The sequence below is a fragment of the Sphingobium sp. TomMM7A genome, from assembly GCF_055397305.1.
Map to the genome: position 1 here is coordinate 2,308,618 of NZ_AP027311.1, position 20,805 is coordinate 2,329,422.

At 65.6% G+C, this 20,805-nt stretch carries 19 protein-coding genes; 9 read left to right on the forward strand and 10 right to left on the reverse strand.

Annotated elements, in window-relative coordinates; all coding sequences use genetic code 11:
* Positions 1-25: 25 nt before the first annotated feature.
* Together ruvB and ruvA are read right to left on the reverse strand one after the other, a co-directional pair.
* Positions 26-1,045, reverse strand: a complete 1,020-nt coding sequence (gene ruvB / locus ACZ5ZH_RS11535) for a Holliday junction branch migration DNA helicase RuvB (RefSeq protein WP_460987092.1) — start codon at positions 1,043-1,045, stop codon at positions 26-28.
* Entirely contained in the window at positions 1,042-1,650 is a 609-nt protein-coding gene (ruvA, locus tag ACZ5ZH_RS11540) for a Holliday junction branch migration protein RuvA (protein WP_460987093.1), read from the reverse strand. The genes ruvB and ruvA overlap by 4 nt, the downstream gene beginning before the upstream one ends.
* A 136-nt stretch (positions 1,651-1,786) precedes the next feature.
* Between ruvA and ACZ5ZH_RS11545 the strand changes: the two genes are divergently transcribed.
* From ACZ5ZH_RS11545 to ACZ5ZH_RS11555, 3 genes are read left to right on the forward strand one after another with little or no spacing between them, the layout of a single operon-like run.
* Positions 1,787-2,362, forward strand: coding sequence for a peptidase S14 (locus tag ACZ5ZH_RS11545; protein WP_464771600.1), 576 nt, complete (start codon positions 1,787-1,789; stop codon positions 2,360-2,362).
* Between the two features lie 41 nt (positions 2,363-2,403).
* Positions 2,404-3,042: a DUF1345 domain-containing protein gene (locus tag ACZ5ZH_RS11550; RefSeq protein WP_460987095.1), complete on the forward strand. Its 639-nt coding sequence runs from the start codon at positions 2,404-2,406 to the stop codon at positions 3,040-3,042.
* A 44-nt stretch (positions 3,043-3,086) separates the two neighbouring features.
* Positions 3,087-4,388 carry a methyltransferase family protein gene (locus tag ACZ5ZH_RS11555; protein WP_460988138.1) on the forward strand — a complete coding sequence of 434 codons (1,302 nt, stop codon included), beginning with the start codon at positions 3,087-3,089 and terminating at the stop codon, positions 4,386-4,388.
* A 1-nt stretch (position 4,389) separates the two neighbouring features.
* Here the strand turns inward: ACZ5ZH_RS11555 and ACZ5ZH_RS11560 are convergent, their stop codons facing one another.
* Together ACZ5ZH_RS11560 and ACZ5ZH_RS11565 are read right to left on the reverse strand one after the other, a co-directional pair.
* Complete coding sequence (locus ACZ5ZH_RS11560) at positions 4,390-5,763, reverse strand: glutamate--cysteine ligase (protein WP_460987096.1); 1,374 nt, start codon at positions 5,761-5,763, stop codon at positions 4,390-4,392.
* A 112-nt stretch (positions 5,764-5,875) separates the two neighbouring features.
* Positions 5,876-6,622 (reverse strand): 16S rRNA (uracil(1498)-N(3))-methyltransferase, encoded by a 747-nt coding sequence (locus ACZ5ZH_RS11565; RefSeq protein ID WP_460987097.1) that lies wholly within the window; start codon positions 6,620-6,622, stop codon positions 5,876-5,878.
* Between the two features lie 120 nt (positions 6,623-6,742).
* Between ACZ5ZH_RS11565 and ubiA the strand changes: the two genes are divergently transcribed.
* Both ubiA and ACZ5ZH_RS11575 read left to right on the forward strand, forming a co-directional pair.
* Positions 6,743-7,645, forward strand: coding sequence for a 4-hydroxybenzoate octaprenyltransferase (gene ubiA / locus ACZ5ZH_RS11570; RefSeq protein ID WP_464771601.1), 903 nt, complete (start codon positions 6,743-6,745; stop codon positions 7,643-7,645).
* The gene (locus ACZ5ZH_RS11575; protein ID WP_449470645.1) at positions 7,642-9,090 is read left to right on the forward strand and encodes a phospholipase D-like domain-containing protein; all 1,449 of its coding nucleotides are present in this window, start codon (positions 7,642-7,644) and stop codon (positions 9,088-9,090) included. The genes ubiA and ACZ5ZH_RS11575 overlap by 4 nt, the downstream gene beginning before the upstream one ends.
* A gap of 15 nt (positions 9,091-9,105) precedes the next feature.
* Here ACZ5ZH_RS11575 and smc read toward each other — a convergent pair whose 3' ends face one another.
* From smc to ACZ5ZH_RS11595, 4 genes are all read right to left on the reverse strand, one after another.
* Complete coding sequence (smc, locus tag ACZ5ZH_RS11580) at positions 9,106-12,546, reverse strand: chromosome segregation protein SMC (RefSeq protein ID WP_464771602.1); 3,441 nt, start codon at positions 12,544-12,546, stop codon at positions 9,106-9,108.
* 92 nt (positions 12,547-12,638) lie between these two features.
* Positions 12,639-13,373 (reverse strand): thioredoxin domain-containing protein, encoded by a 735-nt coding sequence (locus tag ACZ5ZH_RS11585; RefSeq protein ID WP_449470648.1) that lies wholly within the window; start codon positions 13,371-13,373, stop codon positions 12,639-12,641.
* A 45-nt stretch (positions 13,374-13,418) separates the two neighbouring features.
* Complete coding sequence (locus ACZ5ZH_RS11590; protein WP_449470650.1) at positions 13,419-14,099, reverse strand: thioredoxin domain-containing protein; 681 nt, start codon at positions 14,097-14,099, stop codon at positions 13,419-13,421.
* Between the two features lie 45 nt (positions 14,100-14,144).
* On the reverse strand, positions 14,145-14,687 hold the full coding sequence (locus tag ACZ5ZH_RS11595; RefSeq protein WP_449470651.1) for a DUF721 domain-containing protein: 543 nt from the start codon (positions 14,685-14,687) through the stop codon (positions 14,145-14,147).
* Positions 14,688-14,713: 26 nt separating this feature from the next.
* On the opposite strand from ACZ5ZH_RS11595, the gene mutY reads away from it, so the two are divergent.
* Genes mutY through ACZ5ZH_RS11615 form a run of 4 tightly spaced genes read left to right on the forward strand, consistent with a single transcriptional unit; the run spans position 14,714 to position 18,862 of the window.
* The gene (gene mutY / locus ACZ5ZH_RS11600; RefSeq protein ID WP_464771603.1) at positions 14,714-15,772 is read left to right on the forward strand and encodes an A/G-specific adenine glycosylase; all 1,059 of its coding nucleotides are present in this window, start codon (positions 14,714-14,716) and stop codon (positions 15,770-15,772) included.
* Between the two features lie 15 nt (positions 15,773-15,787).
* Positions 15,788-16,690: an NAD(+) diphosphatase gene (nudC, locus tag ACZ5ZH_RS11605; RefSeq protein WP_464771604.1), complete on the forward strand. Its 903-nt coding sequence runs from the start codon at positions 15,788-15,790 to the stop codon at positions 16,688-16,690.
* A 41-nt stretch (positions 16,691-16,731) separates the two neighbouring features.
* Positions 16,732-18,078, forward strand: a complete 1,347-nt coding sequence (locus ACZ5ZH_RS11610) for a TldD/PmbA family protein (protein WP_464771605.1) — start codon at positions 16,732-16,734, stop codon at positions 18,076-18,078.
* The gene (locus tag ACZ5ZH_RS11615) at positions 18,065-18,862 is read left to right on the forward strand and encodes an inositol monophosphatase family protein (RefSeq protein ID WP_464771606.1); all 798 of its coding nucleotides are present in this window, start codon (positions 18,065-18,067) and stop codon (positions 18,860-18,862) included. Before ACZ5ZH_RS11610 ends, ACZ5ZH_RS11615 begins: the two co-directional genes overlap by 14 nt.
* A 73-nt stretch (positions 18,863-18,935) precedes the next feature.
* On the opposite strand, the gene ACZ5ZH_RS11620 is transcribed toward ACZ5ZH_RS11615, so the two are convergent.
* Entirely contained in the window at positions 18,936-19,448 is a 513-nt protein-coding gene (locus tag ACZ5ZH_RS11620; RefSeq protein ID WP_464771607.1) for a hypothetical protein, read from the reverse strand.
* Between the two features lie 76 nt (positions 19,449-19,524).
* On the reverse strand, positions 19,525-20,802 hold the full coding sequence (gene purD / locus ACZ5ZH_RS11625; RefSeq protein WP_464771608.1) for a phosphoribosylamine--glycine ligase: 1,278 nt from the start codon (positions 20,800-20,802) through the stop codon (positions 19,525-19,527).
* Between the last annotated feature and the right edge of the window lie 3 nt (positions 20,803-20,805).

The window sequence follows — 20,805 nt, forward strand, 5'->3', positions numbered from 1 at the left end:
CCTTGCCGTAGCGGTCACGCATTTTTCAGTCGAATAGCCCGTCCTGCAATCCGGCGGGCGGATTAAGCCCCAGATGCTTCCATCCCGGCCCATTCAGGCAGCGGCCCCGCGCCGTGCGAGCGATCAGGCCAAGCTGGATCAGATAGGGTTCGATCACTTCTTCGATCGTGTCGCGCGGCTCCGACAAACCGGCCGCTAGTGTCTCGACCCCGACCGGACCACCCCGATAGATGTCGGCGATCATCATCAAATAGCGCCGGTCCATCAGGTCGAGGCCCAGCTGATCGACCTCCAGCCGCCTCAGCGCCGCGTCCGCCGCCTTGGCATCCACTGCTTCGACGCCCGCGACATTCGCAAAGTCGCGCACCCGCCGCAGCAGCCGCCCCGCGATGCGAGGCGTTCCGCGCGACCGCCGGGCAATCTCGATCGCCCCGTCGGACGTGATACGAAGGTCCAGCAACCGCGCCGCGCGCCGCACCACCAGCTCCAGTTCCTCGACGGTATAGAATTGCAGCCGCACCGGAATGCCGAAGCGATCTCGCAGCGGCGTCGTCAGCAGGCCCTGCCGCGTCGTTGCGCCGACCAGGGTGAAGCGGGGCAGGTCTATACGCACCGACCGGGCAGACGGACCCTCGCCGATCATCAGGTCAAGCGCCCGGTCCTCCATCGCCGGATAAAGCACCTCTTCCACCGCCGGGTTGAGCCTGTGAATCTCATCCACGAACAGCACGTCGCCCTCATCCAGATTGGTCAGCAGTGCCGCCAGATCGCCCGATTTGGCGATCACCGGCCCTGACGTCGCGCGGAAGCCGACGCCCATTTCCTTCGCCACGATCTGCGCCAGCGTTGTTTTGCCCAGCCCCGGCGGGCCAAAGAACAGCACATGGTCCAGCGCATCGCCACGCTGCTTCGCCGCTTCGATAAAGACCCGCAAATTGCCGCGCGCAGCCTCTTGCCCGATGAACTCGGTCAGGGATTTGGGCCGCAGGGCAGCATCCACATCCTCCGCCCGGCGCGTGGAGGCGATCAACCGTTCCTCGCTCACTTGGCCGCCTTCCGCAGCGCCAGTCGGACCAGCGCATCCAGCGTCGCGCTATCGCCCAGCTCTTCCTCCGCAGCAGCAACCGCGCTGCTCGCCTCGGCAGGCTTGAAGCCGAGATTCTGAAGGGCGGAAATCGCATCCGCTCCCAGTCCTCCGGCCATTACAGGCGCGATGCCCGCGCCCAACACGCCGCCAGCGCCCGGCGCCGCGCCGATCTTGTCCTTCAATTCGTTGACGATCCGCAGCGCCAGCTTCGGCCCCACGCCATTGGCGCGCGCCACCATCGCCTTGTCCCCGGTCGCCACCGCGCGATGCAGTTCGGCCGGTTCGAGCGCCGACAAGATCGCCAGCGCCACGCGCGATCCCACGCCCTGAACGCCGATCAGCAGGCGGAACCAGTCGCGCTCTTCTCCCCGCGCAAAGCCGACCAGCCTAATCGAATCGTCCGACACCAGCATTTCGGTATGCACCGTCACCGCTTCGCCTACCGGCCCCAGCGCCGACAAGGTGCGCGACGATGCGCCGACGAGATAGCCCACGCCCCCCACGTCGATGATCGCATGGTCGGTGCCCGTGCTATCCAGCCGCCCTTTGAGTTTCGCGATCATGCCCCGCACCCTTTGGTCATGATCTGTTCTTTACAGCCTCTTGAGCGCAGCGCCAGTCAAAAGCGCGCCTGCCTTGGCACCAATTCCCGCGCCGGACGTAGTGCAGCCCGATCCCTAGTCTATCAGGAACCCATTGATGTCGATGCAAGCGCCCTTGCTCTCGCCCCAGGACTTCGCCTGTCCCGCCATCCGCCTCTCCGGTCCCGTCGATCAGTCCATGTATCTCTACTTCAAGGACGCGCTGGCAGCGGCGCCCTCCGAGGGGCTGGTGGTGACAGAAATTTCGACGCTTGGCGGCGATCCCGAAATCGCCCGGATAATGGGCGAGGATATACGCTTCCATTCGGAACTCAGCGCCGCGCGGCGGCTGGTGTTTCTGGGAAAGACCGCCGTCTATTCGGCTGGCGCGACCTTCATGGGCTTTTTCGCCAAGGAGAACCGCTACCTCACGCGTGGCACGCGGGTGATGATCCATGAACGGCTCATCACCAAGGAGATCCACTTGCAGGGGCCGCTGTCCACCTGCATCGCACCGCTAAGGGCCGCTTTGAACGAAATAGAGGCGTCGATCGCCATCCAGAACGAAGGCTTTTCCAACCTGATCCTGGGCTCCAGCATCTCGCTTGACGAAGTGCTGAAGCGGGCACCGGAAAACTGGTATCTCGAAGCGAATGAAGCCGCGGCGCTGGGTCTGGTGGCGGCGGTGCTCTGACGCCGCTTGCCAGCCCCGTCATTTTGCGGCTTTCTGGACGGATGAAGTCTTCTTCCTCCCGGTCCCGGGTTTTTCCCTGGCGTTACGGCATGTTCCTGGTGCTGCTGGCGACTGCCCTGCCGTTCGGCTGGGTGATGCCCTGGCATCAGGCGGTGATGGCGGGGTTCGATTGTGCCGCTCTTGCGTTCATCGCCGCAGCCGCGCCGCTTCTGAAAGCCGATCCTGACAGCATGCGCCGCACAGCGCAGGAAAATGATGCCAATCGCCGCCTGATGCTGCTCCTGACGGGCATTGTCTCGCTGGTGGTGCTGGTCGCGGTGGGAGCAGCCGTCAGCCAGCATGGCGGCCCCAATGCAGCCGCTGTCGCGCTGTTGCTTGTGACGCTGGCGCTTGCCTGGCTCTTTTCCAACCTCGTCTATGCGATGCATTATGCGCATCTCTTCTACCTCGCCGATCAGCGCGGGAAGGATCAGCAGGGCGTCGACTTCCCCGGCACGAAGGAGCCAGGATACAGCGATTTTCTCTATTTCGCCTTCACCCTCGGCATGACCTTCCAGACGTCCGATGTCACGGTGACCGGCACATCCATGCGTCAGGTGGTGACCGCGCATTGCCTCGCGGCGTTCCTGTTCAACCTTGGCATTCTGGCCTTCACCATCAATGTTCTGGGCGGCGCCTGAGGCGGCTTCACGGCTTGATTACCATTTCCCGGCATAAGCCGGGCATGTCTTCCGCTACCGATCCTTGTCCACCCTCTGCCGTCAGCCATGGCGTAGGCTTCGCCGGACTGGCCGGTCTTGCCCTTTGGGCGGTGGTGGCGCGGCATTATGGGATGAATGGCCCCAATGCGGGCTTCGCGGCGGTAATCGCCTGCGGGCTGCCGATGATCTTGTGGTCGCTGCTGGTGGACAAGGTTCATCGCAATCCATCGACCGGTATCGACTGGCAGGCGCCTCCCCGACCATGGCGCGCCGTCCTCGACATCAGCCTCGTCAAGATCGCTGGCCTTTGGGCGACATGGCTGGCGATCGCGATCTTCTACTGTTTGGCCCGCTGGTACTGGAGCGGAAACTATCATTATTCCATGAACCTGTTCATGGGCGCGGCCCCTTGGCTTGTGCTGTTCTCTGTCCCTTATGTCGTCTGGCTGGATCGGCGGCTGGTCGAACCCCGCGATGCCACCCATGCCTTTGGACAATGGATCATCGGGGGAGCAGCGGGCGCAGCCGACATGGCGCAGGTCGCCAATCATGCCCGCGCATGGGCGGTCAAAGGCTTCTTCCTTGCCTTCATGCTCTCCATCGTGCCGGGCAACTTTGCCAGCGTGGTGGACTGGCGGTTGGATCATGCCTTCGCCAATCCGGTGAACCTTGCCGCCTTCCTGATCGCGGTCATGTTCATGATCGATGTCTGCATGGCGACGGTCGGCTACCTGCTGACATGCAAGCCGCTCGATTCCCACATACGCTCGGCCAATCCGCTGCTGACCGGTTGGGTAGCGGCGCTGATCTGCTACCCGCCCTTCGTGCTGATGGGGTCGGGGGGGCCGCTCGACTATCATGCAGGCGGCGCGGAATGGGACGTTTGGACGCAGGGACATACGACCTTGCAATGGATATTGGGCAGCTGGCTCGTCCTGCTAACCGCCATCTATGCTTGGGCGACGGTGGTGTTCGGCATCCGCTTCTCCAACCTCACCCATCGCGGTATCCTGACGCATGGGCCTTATCGCTGGACGCGGCACCCCGCTTATCTGTCGAAGAATCTCTTCTGGTGGTTTTCAGCACTACCCTTCCTCACGGTCTCGGGAAGCCTCACCGACATGGTGCGCAACTGCGCGATGCTGGCGGCGACCAACGCCGTCTATTATTGGCGAGCCCGGACGGAAGAAGCCCACCTCTCCACTGATCCCGCCTATCGCGCCTACAGCGAATGGATGGAGCGCAACGCGCCTGTGCCACGTCTGTTCGCGTGGGCAACGGGCCGCCGCCGCAAGACTCAAACAGCCCTGACGCCAGCGGAATAGGTTAGAAGCTTTCCTCGGCGTAGACGCGCGAAAGATCGCCCGCCCATTCGCCATGATAGCGCGCGAGCAGATCTTCGGCATGCGTCCGCCCAGCCGCGACGATCTCGTCCAGCGGTGCCAGATAGGCGGTTTCATTGTCGCCGATATCGTTCAGCCGCGCCCGCGCCCTCAGCCCGCTGCGGCTGATATCCAGTACTTCGGCCGCGATGTCGCGCAGCTTGCGCCCGCCCGGCAACGGCGCATCCAGCGCCAGCTTCGGCGCGGTGTCGCGCAACGTCTGGCGGTCCTCCATGGTCCAGTCCTTCACCAGATCCCAGGCTGCGTCCAACGCGCCCTGATCATAGAGCAGGCCAACCCAGAAAGCGGGGAGGGCGGTGATGCGATCGGCGCGTCCGCCATCGGCCCCGCGCATTTCAAGGAAGCTCTTTAGCCGCACTTCGGGGAAGGCGGTCGACAGATGATCTTCCCAATCCTTCTCGGTCGGCTTCTCGCCGGGCAGAATGGAAAGCTTGCCGTCCAGGAAGTCGCGGAAGCTGAGGCCCGCCGCATCGATGTAGCGGCCGTCGCGATAGACGAAGTACATCGGCACATCGAGTGCATAGTCCGCGTACCGCTCATAGCCAAAGCCGTCCTCGAACACGAAGGGCAGCATGCCCGTGCGGTGCGGGTCGGTGTCCGACCAGATATGGCTGCGATAGGACAGGAAGCCGTTGGGCTTGCCTTCGGTAAAGGGCGAATTGGCGAACAGCGCAGTTGCCAGCGGTTGCAGGGCCAGGCCGACGCGGAACTTCTGCACCATGTCCGCCTCGCTGCCATAGTCGAGGTTTGTCTGGATGGTGCAGGTCCGCAGCATCATGTCGAGGCCCATCGACCCCACGCGCGGCATGTGCCGCAGCATGATGTCATAGCGCCCCTTAGGCATCACGGGCAGCTCGGCCCGAGTCTTGTCCGGCCACATGCCCAGGCCCAGGAAGCCCAGACCCAACATGTCGCCCACATATTTGACCTGTTCCAGATGCCGCGCCGTCTCCGCGCAGGTCTGGTGCAGATTTTCCAACGGCGCACCGGACAGTTCCAGTTGACCCGCCGGTTCCAGGCTGACCGTCCCCTCGGCACTCGACAGGGCGATGATGTTATCGCCCTCGAACACCGGGCTCCAGCCATAGCGGGTCAGCCCGATCAGCAGCGTGTGGATGCCGCCCTGCTCGCTGTAGGACGGCGCATGATGATCCGCCCTGGAATAGACGAACTTCTCGTGCTCGGTGCCGATGCGCCAGCGGTCCTTGGGCTTGGCGCCCTTGGAAAAGGCCACGATCAGCTGGTCGCGGCTTTCGATGACGGGATCGTTGCCCCCTGAGTCGGTTCTCGTGCTCATGCCCCGCCTTAGCCTGTCCCCCTTGCGCGTCAATCGACAGCGCGCGGAGGACAAATAGGTTGCGTCCACCGGGGCTGCAATCCCATTTCGGATTGCAACTGGAACAGCTATCCTATCGCCAGTCGCCGTTCAGCGTCATCCACGCCGACGTCGCGGCGATCGCCGCTGTCTCCGCGCGCAGGATTCGAGGGCCAAGGGACACGGGCACGGCCCTAGCCACAGCGCGGATCGCCTCCCGTTCTGCCGGGTCGAAGCCGCCCTCCGGTCCGATCAGGAACGCCGCAGGGCCTTTATGCGCGCGCAGCGTCTCGCTCAAAGGCTCACCCCCGCTTTCATCGGCGAAAAACAGCCAGCGATCCTCCGGCCAATCGCGCAGCAGCGCGTCCAGCTTCACCATGCCGCCGAGGTCAGGAAGCGCGGTGCGCCCGCACTGCTCGGCCGCCTCGACCAGATGGGCGTGCAGCCGGTCGAGATTGAGTTTGTCCACCACCGCCCGGCGGGTCAACACTGGCTGCAACTTGGCGACACCTAGTTCGCAGGCTTTTTCCGCGATCAGGTCGATGCGGCCTTTCTTGATCGGCGCGCAGCATAGCCAGAAGTCTGGCACCTGCTCCGGTGCCTTGGTCTGGCTGACGCATTCCAGCACCAGATCGCGCTTGCGCATGTCCCGCACCCGCGCGGCCCATTCGCCGGACCTGCCGTCGAACAGCAGGACGATGTCGTCGGGCTTCACCCGCATGACGCTGATCAGATAATGGGCCGGGTTGCCATCGATCGGCACGGCCACGCCGTCGCCCAACTGCGTTTCGACATGCAGGCGCGGCGCGCTTTGCGGCGGCCAGGCAGGGGTTGCGGTCATTTCGCCTCTTCCGTTCGCCCTGTTTGACTGAGCCACTTGTCTCAGCCAAATGTCGAAGGGCTTTCTTTGCTCTTTAGAGAAGAAAGGGGCTTCGACAAGCTCAGCCCGAACGGAGAAAAGGTGAGTCAGACCATAGTCCCCGATACCGAGGCCCGCGGCCTGCTCGCGCGCTTGCCCGCGATCCCCCGCGCGCTTGCGCTGCTGGCTCGGCTCGATCGTCCGATCGGCTGGTGGCTGCTCTTCTGGCCGGGCGCCTGGGCGGCGGTTCTGGCGGGCGGGGCAGGGGAGCGCTGGCCTCTGATCCTTTGGCTGTTGCTCGGCAGCATCGCGATGCGGGGCGCCGGTTGCGTGTTCAACGACATCGTCGATCGCGATCTTGACCGGAAAGTCGCCCGCACCGCCGCCCGGCCGCTCGCGAGCGGTGCTCTTTCCCTGCGTACCGCCTGGGCATGGCTCATCCTGCTTTGCCTCGTCGGCCTCGCGGTCCTCCTGCAATTGCGCCCTTATGCGCAGATCGTCTCGCTCGGCAGTCTCGCGCTGGTCGCCGCCTATCCCTTCATGAAACGGATCACCGGCTGGCCGCAGCTTTGGCTTGGCCTCGTTTTCTCCTGGGCGGCGCTGGTCGGCTGGAGCGAGGTCGCAGGGGCGCTTACCCTGCCGGGGCTCCTCCTTTACGCAGGCACCATCTTCTGGGTCGTGGGTTATGACACCATCTATGCATTGCAGGACCGGGAGGATGATGCGTTGATCGGTATCGGGTCGAGCGCCTTGTCGATGGGACGTCATGTGCGCGGCGGCGTAACGCTCTGCTACCTGATTGCACTTTCCCTCTGGGCTGCCGCTATTTGGCAGGTGCGGCCGCAATGGCTTGCTCTCGCTGCGCTGCTGCCGATGGCGGTTCAACTTTTCTGGCAGGTGGGAACGCTCAAGGAGGATGGAGCCGATCCGCTCACCAAGTTCCGTTCCAACCGTTTCGCGGGGTTCCTGATGTTTCTTGCCTGCCTCGTCGTGGGGAGTGCATGAGCATGCCGCAAGAGGGTGAGGATTGCTGGCGCATCGCCCGCGCCGCAAAAGCCAGCGTCATTATCGACGCGGATTGCTATTTTCGCCACGCGCGCGCCGCCATGCTCAAGGCGAAGCGTCGGATCATGCTCATCGGCTGGGACTTCGACGCGGCGATCAGTCTGATCCGCGAGGATGAGGTCAAGGACGGAGCCCCGGTCATCATCGGCGACTTCATCAGCTGGCTTGTCGCGCAAAAGCCTGACCTCGAAATCTTCCTCCTGCGTTGGGACATCGGCGCGATGAAGTCGATGGTGCAGCCTGCCAACCTCTTCACCACCGTCAAATGGATGGCGCACAAGCGCATACAGGTGAAGCTGGACAGCCATCACCCGCCAGCGGCTTCGCACCATCAGAAGATCGTCGTGATCGACGATTGTTTCGCCTTTTGCGGCGGCATCGACATGACCAGCGACCGTTGGGACACGCGCCATCATCGGGACGAGGATCCCGGCCGCCGCCATCCGGACGGTTCCGCCTATGGGCCATGGCATGACGCGACCACGGCCTTACAGGGCGATGTCGCGATGGTGCTGGGCGACCATGCCCGCGCCCGTTGGAAGGGGGCTGGCGGCGGCGATCTGGAGCCGATCTTCGGCGAGCATGATTGCTGGCCCGACGCGCTGCCGGTGCAGTTCGAAAATGTCGATATAGCCATTTCCCGCTCTGCGCCGGAAATGGACGACCAGCAGCCGTTGCGAGAGATTGAGCGACTCTATCTCAACCAGATCGCGTCGGCGAAGCGGACCATCTATGCCGAAAGCCAGTATTTCGCCTCCCGCCGCATTGCGGAGGCAATCGCCGCGCGGCTGGGTGATCCCGATGGGCCGGATATCGTCATCATCAATCCGGAACAGGCCGATGGCTGGCTGGAACAGCAGGCGATGGATACCGCCCGCGCGCGCCTGTACGAGGCCCTGCGCGCCCGCGACACATACGGGAAGCTGCGCATCTACCATCCCTTCACCGTGCGCGGTGAGCCCATTTACGTCCATGCCAAGATCATGATCGTCGATGACCGAACCGTGCGCGTGGGCTCGTCCAACATGAATAACCGCTCGATGCGGCTCGATACCGAGTGCGACGTGACGATCGACGGGGCACTGCCCGTCAATGCGGGGCACGAAACGACCATCCTAGGCATCCGTGATGACCTGATCGCCGAACATCTGGACCTGCCCGTCGAGCGGGTGGCGGCCGTCATCGCCGAGCGCGGGCTGATTGCCGCGATTGAGCAGCTGCGCGACAAGCCCGGCCGAACCCTGCGTCCCTATGTGACGCCGAATCTCAACGACGTGCAGGCGTGGCTGGCCGACAATGAAGTGCTGGACCCCGAAGGGCCTGAGGAGATGTTCGAGCCGGTTGCCGACCGCAGCCTGTTCCGCCGCATGCGCAAGAAACGCTGAAGCGCTGCCGCTTACCTATTCGGCCGCCAGCAATGCTTCCGCGCCGCCCAGATTGACGGAAACGAGGCGGCTTACCCCGCGCTCCACCATCGTCACGCCGAACAGCCGGTGCATGCGCGCCATCGTCACCGCATTGTGGCTGACGATCAGATATCGCGTGTCGGTCTGTCCGACCATGACATCGAGCAGGTCGCAGAAACGCTCGACATTGGCATCGTCCAGCGGCGCGTCGACCTCATCCAGCACGCAGATCGGCGCCGGGTTGGTCAGGAACAGGCCAAAAATCAGCGCGACGGCGGTTAGCGCCTGCTCGCCCCCCGAAAGCAGCGTCAGCGCAGCCAGCTTCTTGCCCGGCGGCTGCGCCATGATCTCCAGCCCCGCCTCCAGCGGATCGTCGCTGTCGATCAGTTCCAGATGCGCCTGTCCGCCATTGAACAACGTCGTGAACAGCCGCCGGAAATGCCCATCGACCGCCTCGAACGCCGCCAATAGCCGCTGCCGCCCTTCACGATTGAGGCTGCCGATCGACCCACGCAGCCGGTTGATCGCCTGGCTCAGCTCCTCGCTTTCGGCCCGGCTCGTCGCCTGCGTCGTTTCCAGCTCCTCCAGCTCCTGCGCCGCCACCAGATTGACCGGCCCGATCCGCTCGCGCTCGGCGGCAAGGCGGTCATGTTCACCCTGCTCGCTCTGCGCGATCCTTATGTCGGCACTGGCAAAGCCGAGCTTCTCGGGCAGCACGGGGGGCGGACACTCAAAGCGTTCGCCCGACAAGCGGTTGGTCTCGACCCGCTTCTCCTCGGCTGCCTCGGCTCGCGCGGCGGCAGTCGCACGCCGCTCGCGCGCCTGCGCCAGCGCCTCGCCTGTCTGCGCGGCCCGTTCCTCGGCGACGCGCAGCGCTGCCTCGGCCTCGCTCTCCGCCCGCCGTGCCGCTTCCGCTGCGTCGGCCAGCCCAGCGCCCTGTTCGGACAAGGCAGCGATTGCCGTCGCCAGCGTGTCGGGCTGTTGCGCCAGTCCATCGCGCTCGGATGCGATCGCTTCGCCGCGCTCCACCATGGCGGCGATCCGCTTCGCCGCCTCGCCTGCTCGCGCGCGCCAGCCCTTGGCTTCCGCGTCAGCCGCAGCCATGCGTTCACGATCGCTCGCCAAAGCGCGGTCGGCCAGGGCCTGATCCGCCTGCAATTGGCTCACAGCCATGCGCGCCTTTTCGCTCGCCTGCGACAACGATGCCACCAGCGTCCGCGTCCCGGCCCCGTCCGGCACCGCCGCCCGTGCCGCGTCCACCTTGTCATGCTCGGCCCGGGCAGCGCCCATATCAGCGCGTGCTTCGGCAAGTCTTTCCTCGATCGCCTCACGCCGCCCGGAAAGCCGCTCCAGCGCCGTAGCCGCTTCGTCGGCAGCACGAAGCGCGGCGCGCAACCGCTGGTCGGCCGCGCCAAGGTGCGTCCTCGCAGCCCCCAGTGCCTCGGCCGCCGCCCGTTCTTCACCAGCCGCGCTATCCTGCGCGGCGCGTGCCGCCTCGACCTCCGCTTCGGCCGCCGGTCGTGCCGCCGCGATCGCCTCCAGCCGATTGAGCCGGATCAGCCGTTCGGCCGCCGCCGCGCCGCCCTCGGCCGCGACATAGCCGTCCCAGCGCCGCAGCTGACCATCCTTGGTCACCAGCCGCTGCCCCACCGCCAGCGTCTGTCCATCATCCGTTTCGGCGACGGCGACCTGCGCAAGCCGCCGCGCCAGTTCCGCAGGCGCGCGCACATGATCTGCCAGCGAAGCGCATCCAGCGGGCAGGGCTGGATCGCTCTCCAGCGCCGCCGCCCCAGTCCAACGCCGCGTGCCCTGCGTGCCGACCGGCGCCTCCAGGTCATCGCCCAGCGCGGCGGCCAGCGCCCGCTCAAACCCCGGAGCGGCCTTCAACTGGTCCAGCGCCCGTTCGGGCCCGCTTCCGCTCTCGACCGCCCGCTTGAGCGCCGCCGCCTCGCTATCCAGCGCTGCCAGTCCCGCGCGTGCAGACGACACCGCCGTTTCAGCCGCCGCACGCGCCTCGGCCGCCGCCTGCCGCGCCGTTTCCGCCTGTCCGATCGCCGCCTCGGCGGCATCGCGATCCGATCCAGCCGTCGCCTGTGCGGCCAGCGCCTCGCTTCGCTTCGCCTCCAGCGGCGCCGCATCGGGCAGGGCGCCCGCTTCTGTTTCCAGCCGCGTGGCTTCCCGCTCCGCTCGCTCCAGGCGGCTTCGCGCCGCCGCCAACGCTGCTTCGGCTACGCGCAATTCAGCCTGCTCGCCCGCCTGTCGCGCCATCGCCTTGGCGAGGTCCAACTCGGCATCGCGCGCAGCATCTTCCGCCCGCGCGATCCGCCCGGCAAAGTCAGGCCGCATTGCCTCAGTCTCGGCAGTCCGTTCCTTCAGAACAGAAATCTCGGCCGAAAGCCGCGCAATCGCCTCGGCCGCGTCGTTGGCCAGCGTGCCTTCACGCGCCCGGTCCTCTTCCAGCCGCTCGGCCTGTTGCGCCAGATCATGCAGCCGCCGCACCACCCCATCGCGCTCAGTCCTCAGCGCCGCGAGCCGATGCCCCGCCTCATTCGCCTCGTCTCGCGCGGCCTGTGCCGCCACCCGCCGCCGGGCGAGCGCATCCACTGCCGCATTGGCATGAACCGCCGCCGCCGCCTGCGCCTCCTGCGCGGTGCTGACGGCGCTTTCGGCCTTCACCGCTTCCTTCCGCGCGGCATCCGCACTCGCCGCCGCCTCGCGCCAGCGGGCGAAGATCACGCGCCCTTCGGCGACCCTGATCTGCTCGGACAGCTTGATATAGCGCTCGGCCGCCTTGGCCTGCCGCCGCAGGCTGCTGGCCCGCGCTTCCATGTCGGTCAGTATCTCGTCCAGCCGCACCAGATTGGCCTCGGCCGCGCGCAACTTCTGCTCGGCATCCTTGCGCCGGACGTGCAGCCCGGAAATCCCTGCCGCTTCCTCCAGCATCGCGCGCCGTTCCTGCGGGCGCGCGGCGATGACGGCGGCGATCCGCCCCTGACTGACCAGCGCCGGGCTGTGCGCTCCGGTGGCGGCGTCGGCGAAGACCAGCGCGACATCCTTCGCCCGCACGTCGCGGCCATTGGCCCTGTAGGCGCTCCCCGCACCGCGTTCGATCCGGCGGATAACTTCCAGTTCGCCGTCCGCGCCCACTTCGACCGCGTTGAACAGTTCGCCCTGTTCCTGCACCGTCAGCAGCGACACTTCGGCAAAGTCGCGTTGCGGCCGGGTGGATGTGCCTGCGAAGATCACATCTTCCATGCCGCCGCCGCGCATCGACTTGGCGCTGGATTCGCCCATCACCCAGCGGATCGCTTCCAGCAGGTTGGACTTGCCGCAGCCATTTGGCCCGACAATCCCGGTCAGGCCGGGCTCGATGCGCAGCTCCGTCGGATCGACGAAGCTTTTGAAACCGGAAAGCTTGAGGCGCTTTATCTGCATGGCCACCCGCCGGACCAATTGCCGGGGCAGCGTGATGCTGCCCCGCCTTCAGCGGGCAAACTCATCGCAAATGTCCGCCCCCCTTGAGCCAATCAGATACCCGCTTCCTTGAGCTTGGGCTGCAAAGTCGCCCAGGTTGCGACATTGTCAATCTTCACATCATTCAGGATGAAGGTCGGCGTGCCCTCGATCTTATATTGATTGTTCGCCGCCTCGACGCCCTTGGCCAGCTTTTCGGCGGCGGCGGTATCGGCCAGGCACTGCTTGGCCTTATCCTCGGCAATCCCACGCTGCTTGGCGAAGTCGACCAGCCCCACGGCGGCGGCCAGATTGCCGAAACGCTGCGCAGGCGGTGCGCTCATCAACGCCTGATATTTGGCGTCGCCCAGCGACTGCGCCTTTTCGAACATGGCATTCTGGTTGGCGAAGAACTGCTCGCTCAGCGGATAGAAGACGTCCTTACCGCCGCAACGGGCCAGCAGCGACGTGGAAATATCGATCGGATCACGCACGAAGTTGCGGAACTCGAAGCTCATCTTTCCGGTATCCACGATCTTGCGAATCTCCTCCGAAGCCTCCGCCGAAAAATCGCGGCAATGGCTGCAGGTATAGGACCCATATTCGATCAGCTTCACCTTCGCCTGCGGGTTGCCCATGACGAATCCGCCTTCGGGGGTCTGCGTCACTGTGGCGGACCAGCTAGTCCCGGCAGGGGCAGCAACAGCAGCGACCGGTTCTGCGGACGAGTTGCTGGCCGCGTCCTTTTTCCCGCAGGCGGAAAGGGACAGCGAGAGGGCGATAAGGGCAAGTCCGGTAATGGCTTTCACTGTGTGCAGGCTCCGTTGCTCGGGCATCAGGATCAGGGGTTTAGTTTACTGTGCGGCGGCGGGCAATGCGTCGCGCAAGCTGGCCCAGCTCGATCCGTCCACGCGCGTCCCGTTGATGGTGAAGCCCGGCGTGCCGCCAATCTTCACCTTGTTCCACGCCTCGTCGGTCATGGCCAATATCTGCTTCATCGCCGCTGGATTGGCGATGCAGGCGTCAAGCTGCGCAGGCGTGAAGCCGCGCTTGCCCATTAATGTGTAAAGGCCCGTGTTGCGCCCAATGTCGCGCAACAGGGCGATCTGTTCGGATGGTTTGGCCGCGCCACGGTCATAGGCCTGCAACTGCTCCATCCAGGCGTCCTGATTTGCAAACAGCGCCTCATGATTGCCAAAGAAGCGTTTAGGCCCGCCGCATCGCGCCAGCAGCGCCGCCGTCAGGTCATATTTGTCCCGCACCGCATTGCGCGCTTCCACGCTCACCTTGCCGCCCTTCACATAGTCCGCTTTCAGCGGCGCGCTCGCCTCACCCACGAAATGGGCGCAGTGCGAACAGGTATAGCTCACATATTCGACCAGCTTCGTCGGAGCGGCCGGGTTGCCCATCACATGTCCCCCAATGGGCGACAGCGCGACCCGTGTCGTCCAGTTGACGGCGGGCGCGGCGATCAGCGTACCGGGGAGGGTGATCAATGCGAAGAGGCCAAGGATTAGCAAGCGCGATTTCGTCATGCGTTCTTCCAATGAAGCGCCGCCCCTGTACGGCAATTGAACGGTTCAGCTGATTTTCGGCAAACCATTGGAATTGACAAGCCCCTGCGCGAGAGACTCCAGAACGGCGCGCAATTCGGGGTCGCCAATGTCACGCAGCGAATCGCCAAGCTCCACCGGCACCGGTCTCAAATTACGCGGCGGCGGCCGGCGTTCGGGCGCGGAACCGCGCACCTCGCCCTGCTTCATCGCGACCTTCGCCACGGCGGCATAGCCAAAGAAGCGATTCACCCGGTCGATGATGTCAGGCAGGACATGCTGGATCATTGGCGCATGGCCGCTCATCACCGTCAGTTGCAGCGTCCCGCCTGCTTTCTTGCCTACCGGAAAGCGGATCGATTCGGGGGCGGAAATCTCAGCGTAATGCTGCCCCACAATCTCGGCCCAGCGCGTGACGATGCTCGACTGGACAAAGCCGAACTTGCGGAAAGCGGCAGCGCCGATCTGCGGCATCAGGTCGGCAATCTGGCGCGGACCGCCGACGCGAGGCCGTTCGGCCGCTGCCTGGGCACGGCTTTTCAATTTGGGTGTCGCGGGCCGTTCCGTCATGCTCCGCTTAATGGCATAGGGCGGCCATGGACGTCGAGCGGAACCTCATGAAAATCGCAGCAGATCTGCTCGGACATTATGACGTCCATGCCCGTCGCCTGCCTTGGCGCGCTCCGCCGGGCGCCAACGCGGCGGACCCCTATCGCGTTTGGCTGTCGGAGGTCATGCTTCAGCAGACGACGGTCGCCGCGGTCGGCCCCTATTTCGCGAAGTTTACCGATCGCTGGCCGTCGGTGGAGGCGCTCGCTGGGGCAGAGGATGCCGACGTCATGGCGGCATGGGCGGGCCTTGGCTATTATGCCCGCGCCCGCAACCTGCTTGCCTGCGCGCGCGCCGTCAGCGATCGGCATGGCGGCGTTTTCCCGGACAATGAAGAAGGACTGCGCGCCCTGCCCGGCGTGGGTGCCTATACCGCCGCCGCCGTCGCCGCCATCGCCTTCGGCCGCCGCGCGGTAGTGGTGGATGCCAATGTGGAGCGCGTCGTCGCCCGCCTGTTCGCCATCGACACGCCGCTGCCCGCTGCCCGACCAGCCATCCGCGCCGCTGCGGACAGCATCACGCCCGATGCCCGCGCAGGCGATTTCGCGCAGGCGATGATGGACCTTGGCGCGACCATCTGCACATCTCGCAACCCCGCCTGCGGCATCTGCCCGCTGCGGCAGGATTGCGCCGCCTTCCGCACGGCCGATCCCGCCGCCTTTCCGGTCAAGGCCGCGAAGAAGGCGAAGCCGCACCGCCTCGGCCATAGCTGGTGGATCGAGCGGGCGGACGGTCATGTCTGGCTCGTCCGCCGCCCGGCCAAGGGCCTGCTCGGCGGCATGCGCGCCCTTCCTTCCTCCCATTGGAGCGGGGCGCCCGACGCCACCCCGCCGATTGCCGCGACCTGGAAGGCGCTGCCGGAACCCGTTGTCCATGTCTTCACCCATTTCTCGCTGGCCTTGACGGTTCATGTCGCCCATGTGGCAGAGGAAAGCATGCCAACGGGTGAGGGCGAATGGTGGCCGCTCCCCCGCATCGGGGAGGCGGGCCTGCCCACCCTGTTCCGCCGCGCCGCCGAGGCAGCAATGAAGGCCAAGCAGCAATGAAGGAGAGCGAATCTCATGTCCCCTGACCAGCTTGGCTATGCTGGCGGCCGCCTCGATCGCGCCGATCATATCCGGATGAAGCCGGACCTTGTGGCGCAGGCGCTTGCCTCGCCCGATGCCCGCTGTCTCGTCCTCGACGGCCTTGATCCGGTCACGCAGGACGGCCATCTCCTCATGGAGCCGCTGTCTGCCGACGCCCGGGTGGAGGAGCATCTGCTGCTCGGCATCGACGAAGCGCAGCGCCCGATCTTCGCCCGCCTTATCGAGGAAAGCGGCACGAACTTCGTCCCCAGCGCCCGCAGCCGCGCCATCGTTACCGAAGTGCCCGCCGACGAAGTCGCGCTCTATGGCGCGGCGCGCAGCCTCGTCCACTGGCATGGCCGCCATCCCTTTTGCTCCGTCTGCGGATCGCGCACCCGTCCGGAAAAGGCAGGCTGGGCGCGCCGCTGCTGCTCTTGCGATGCGGAACATTTTCCCCGCGTCGATCCGGTCGTCATCATGCTCGCCGAACATGACGGCCGGGTGCTGGTCGGACGGCAGCATAGCTGGCCGCAGGGCTTCTACTCCGCCCTCGCCGGTTTCGTGGAGCCGGGTGAAACCCTCGAGGAAGCCGTCGCGCGGGAAATCAAGGAGGAAGCGGGCGTTACCGTCCATTCCGTCCGCTATGTGATGAGCCAGCCATGGCCCTTCCCCTCCTCGCTGATGATCGCCTGCATCGCGCGGGCTGACGACGATGCGCTGACGCTGGACGAGACCGAAATTCAGCATGCCCTCTGGTGTGACGCAGCCGGGGTCCGAGCGGCGCTGGCAGGGGATGCAGACGCGCTCTTCACCTCGCCTCCTCCAATGGCCGTTGCCCACCATCTCCTCAAACACTGGGCCGATGCGCAGGTTGCCCAGCCGGGTTCAAGCGCGTAAGGCCCATGGCCTGACCCCCTCAGCAGGAACGCCCCGCACCCATGCTCAGCCTCGAAGAAGCCCAGTCGCGCGCGCAGGATCTGGTGACGGCGGCACGCAGGGCCGGAGCGGACGCGGCCGACGCCATCTATGCCTGCAATGCCTCGACCACGGTCGCCGTGCGCCTTGGCGCGCTGGAGGATGTGGAGCGATCGGAAGGCGAGGAAATCGGCCTGCGTGTCTTCGTCGGTCAGCGCTCCGCCAGCATCGCCGCGTCGGACATGAATCCCGCGACCTTGAGCACGCTGGTCGATCGTTCGATCGCCATGGCGCGGGAGGCGCCGGAAGATCCCTATGCGGGTCTCGCGCCTGAAGACAGGCTGCTGCGTGGCGCCTTGCCCGCACTGGACCTTGCCGATCCGAGTGAGCCTAAACCCGCGAAGCTGCGCGAGCGCGCCCTCGCTGTCGAGGAAGCCGCCCGCGCCATCGCAGGCGTCACCAACAGCGAAGGCGGCGGCGCATCCAACGGCCGCAGCCAGGTCGCGCTCGCCACCAGCCACGGTTTTGCCGGTGCCTATGCGGGCACCAGCCATTCGACCTGGGCCAGCGTCCTTGCGGGCACCGGCGCGGACATGCAGCGGGACCATGCCAGCCACAGCGTCCGCCATCTGGTAGATCTCGATGATGCCGCGACGATCGGCGCCCGCGCGGGGGAGCGCGCTGTCGCCCGCCTCAACCCCGCCAAACTCGAAAGTGGCGCCCTTCCCATCCTGTTCGATCCGCGCATCGGTTCCAGCCTGCTCGGCCATCTGATCGGCGGCATCGTCGGCCCCGCCATCGCGCGCCGCTCCAGCTTCCTGCTCGACTCCCTCGGGGAGAAGCTGTTCGACAGCGCGATCACCATCATCGACGATCCGCTCCGTCCACGCGGGATGCGCTCGCGCCCCTTCGACGGAGAGGGGCTGCCGGTCGCCCGTCGTGCCCTGATCGATGCTGGCGTGCTGACCGGCTGGCTGATGGAAAGCGCCTCCGCCCGCCAGCTCGGCCTTCAGCCCACCGGCCATGCCAGCCGGGGCGGCAGCGGCGCGCCCGGCGCAGGCGTCACCAATGTGCACATGGAACCGGGCAACATCTCTCCCGCAGCCCTGATGGCGGACATAAAGCGTGGCCTCTATGTCACCGAACTGATCGGCATGGGTGTGAATGGCGTCACCGGCGACTATAGCCGCGGCGCCGCCGGTTTCCTGATCGAGGATGGCGTGATCACCCGTCCGGTTTCGGAAATCACCATCGCCAGCCATCTGAAGGACATGTTCCGCGCTCTCGTCCCGGCGAACGACCTTGTATTCCGCTATGGCATGAACGTGCCCACCATCCGCATTGACGGGATGACCGTTGCCGGGGGCTGAGATCGACCTGCGCGCGCTGGTCGGCGCGGTATCGGACGCGGCCGACCGAGCGCTCACCCTCTGGGCGGGCGGCCAGACGCAGGTGCGCCAATGGGAAAAGGTCCCAGGCCATCCTGTGTGCGAGGCTGACCTAGAAATCGACGAGATGCTCCGCCAGAGCCTTGGCCTTATCGATCCCACCGCCGGATGGCTGTCGGAAGAAACCGCCGACACCGTCCATCGCCTCGACCTTGCCCGTGTCTGGGTGGTCGATCCGATCGACGGCACCCGTGACTATTTGCGCGGCCGTCCGGGCTGGTCCGTTTCGGTTGCGCTGGTCGAACATGGCGCGGTACGCATCGGCATCCTCGCCGCGCCTGCCCGCAACGAATTGTGGATCGCGCGGGTGGGGGAGGGCGCCACCCGCAACGGCCGCATGCTTTCTGCAGGGTCCCGCATGATCCTGCCCGGCGCTCGCGTCCCCGCCGATCAACTCCCCCGCTACGACCGCGACCTCGTCACAGTCCACAAACCCAACAGCATCGCGCTGCGCATGGCGATGGTCGCCGCCGATGAGGCCGACCTTGTCGCCACCGTCCGCTGGGGCAATGAATGGGACGTCGCCGCCGCCGCCCTGATCGCGCAGGAAGCGGGGGCGACCGTCACCGACGCGCTCGGCGTCCCCCTGTCCTTCAACCGCCCCGATCCCACCGCCTTCGGCCTGCTATGCACAGCCCCCGGCATCCACGAAGCAGCGACCCAGCGCCTCGCCCCCCGCGCCCGCGAACTGCTAGGGCAAGGCTGAAAGAGCGGGTTACGTGGTCCGATCGCCTATCGTCTTTCCCTGAGCCGAAGCTAACATCGGCACTCGCTACGCCCTAAAGCTTGCCGTATTTCGCTTCGAACCCGGCAGTATCGCCAGCCGCGAGATATTTCGCCTGATCAACCCATTGGTCGCGCACCGGCCGACCCTTGAAAGTACCGAGCTTCGTATCGATCGCCGCAATGTCGGCGTCGCTCCAATTGGCGATCTGCGCATAGCGGGTCACGCCCAGTTCGATCAGCAGCTGGTTGAGCTTGGGACCGACCCCCTTCAACCTCAGCAGATTGTCATGCGCGTCCGATGTGGCCGCCGCCGGGGCAGCGGAAATCGGCGGCGACACCGGCGCGACTACAGGCTGAGGCTCAGCCGCGATTGTCGTGGGTGCAACGGCAACCGGCTCTGCGGCGACGGGCGCGACCGGAGACGGTTGCCGTTCCACCACAGGGGCACGCTCGGGCGGGGCGTTGTCGATGGGCGTCTTGCGCCCCGCCAGCAGGAACACGACGCCGATCAGGACCAGCAAGCCGATCAACAACCACAGGCCATAGTCCATGAAAAATTCCTGCATCACGCTCCCTCCCGTTTTTCAGGCTCTTATCTAAGGGCGCTGGCGCACGATCGGCAAGAGCCTGCGTTGGATGCCTTCAGCGCCCTTCGCGCTCCACTTCGCGCCAGCCGATATCGCGGCGGCAAAATCCGGTCGGAAATTCAATAGCGTCCACCGCGCGATAGGCCGCCGCCTGCGCCTCACCCACGCTGCTGCCGCTGGCCGTGACGTTCAGCACCCGCCCGCCATTGGCGACCAGCACGCCATCCTTGTACGCCGTTCCTGCATGGAAAACCCGCGCGCCACCAGCTTCCGCCGCTTCGATGCCGCCGATCGCGCCGCCCTTTTCCGGCGTGCCCGGATAGCCGTTCGCCGCCATCACTACCGTCAATGCGGTGCGGTCGGCCAGCTTTACCGGCCCCTGCTCCGCCAGCCGTTCCTGCGCCACCGCCAGCAGCAGTTCGACCAGATCGCCGTCGAAGCGCATCATCAGAACCTGGCATTCCGGATCGCCGAAACGCGCGTTATATTCGATCAGCTTCGGCCCCTCATCGGTCAGCATCAGTCCCGCATAAAGCACGCCCGAATAAGGCGTCCCCTCGGCGGCCAACGTTTCAACGGTCGGCCGGATGATCTTCTCGATCACTTCAGCTTCCAACTCGGGCGTCAGCACCCGCGCCGGGCTATAAGCGCCCATCCCGCCGGTATTGGGGCCGGTATCGCCGTCACCCACCCGCTTATGGTCCTGCGCGGAGCCGAAGGGCAGGATGGCGCTGCCGTCGGTCAGAGCGAAGAAGCTCGCCTCCTCGCCCGTCATAAACTCTTCCAAGACTACTTCCGCGCCCGCCGCGCCAAATGCGCCGGAGAACATGTCCTCGATCGCTTCGACGGCCTGATCGCGCGTCTCCGCAATAATCACGCCCTTGCCAGCCGCCAAGCCATCGGCCTTGATCACCACCGGCAGGCCGAAGTCGCCAAGCGCCGCGATCGCACCATCCTTGCTGTGGGTGCGCTCATAGGCGGCGGTCGGAATGTGCGCGCGCTTGCACAAATCCTTGGTGAAGCCCTTGGACCCTTCCAGTTGCGCGGCCTTCTTGCCCGGCCCGAACACCGGATAGCCCTTGACCCGCAGATTGTCGGCCAGCCCATCGACCAGCGGCGCTTCCGGCCCGATCACCACCAGCCCGATCGCATGGCGCAGGCAGAAATCGACCACCGCGCGATGATCCGTGGCATCCAGGTCGACCAACGTCGCATGCTGGGCTATGCCGGGATTACCGGGCGCTGCATAAAGGGTCGTGAGGCTGGGCGATTGCGCCAGCTTCCAGGCCAAAGCATGTTCGCGGCCGCCGCTGCCCAACAAAAGGATGTTCATTTC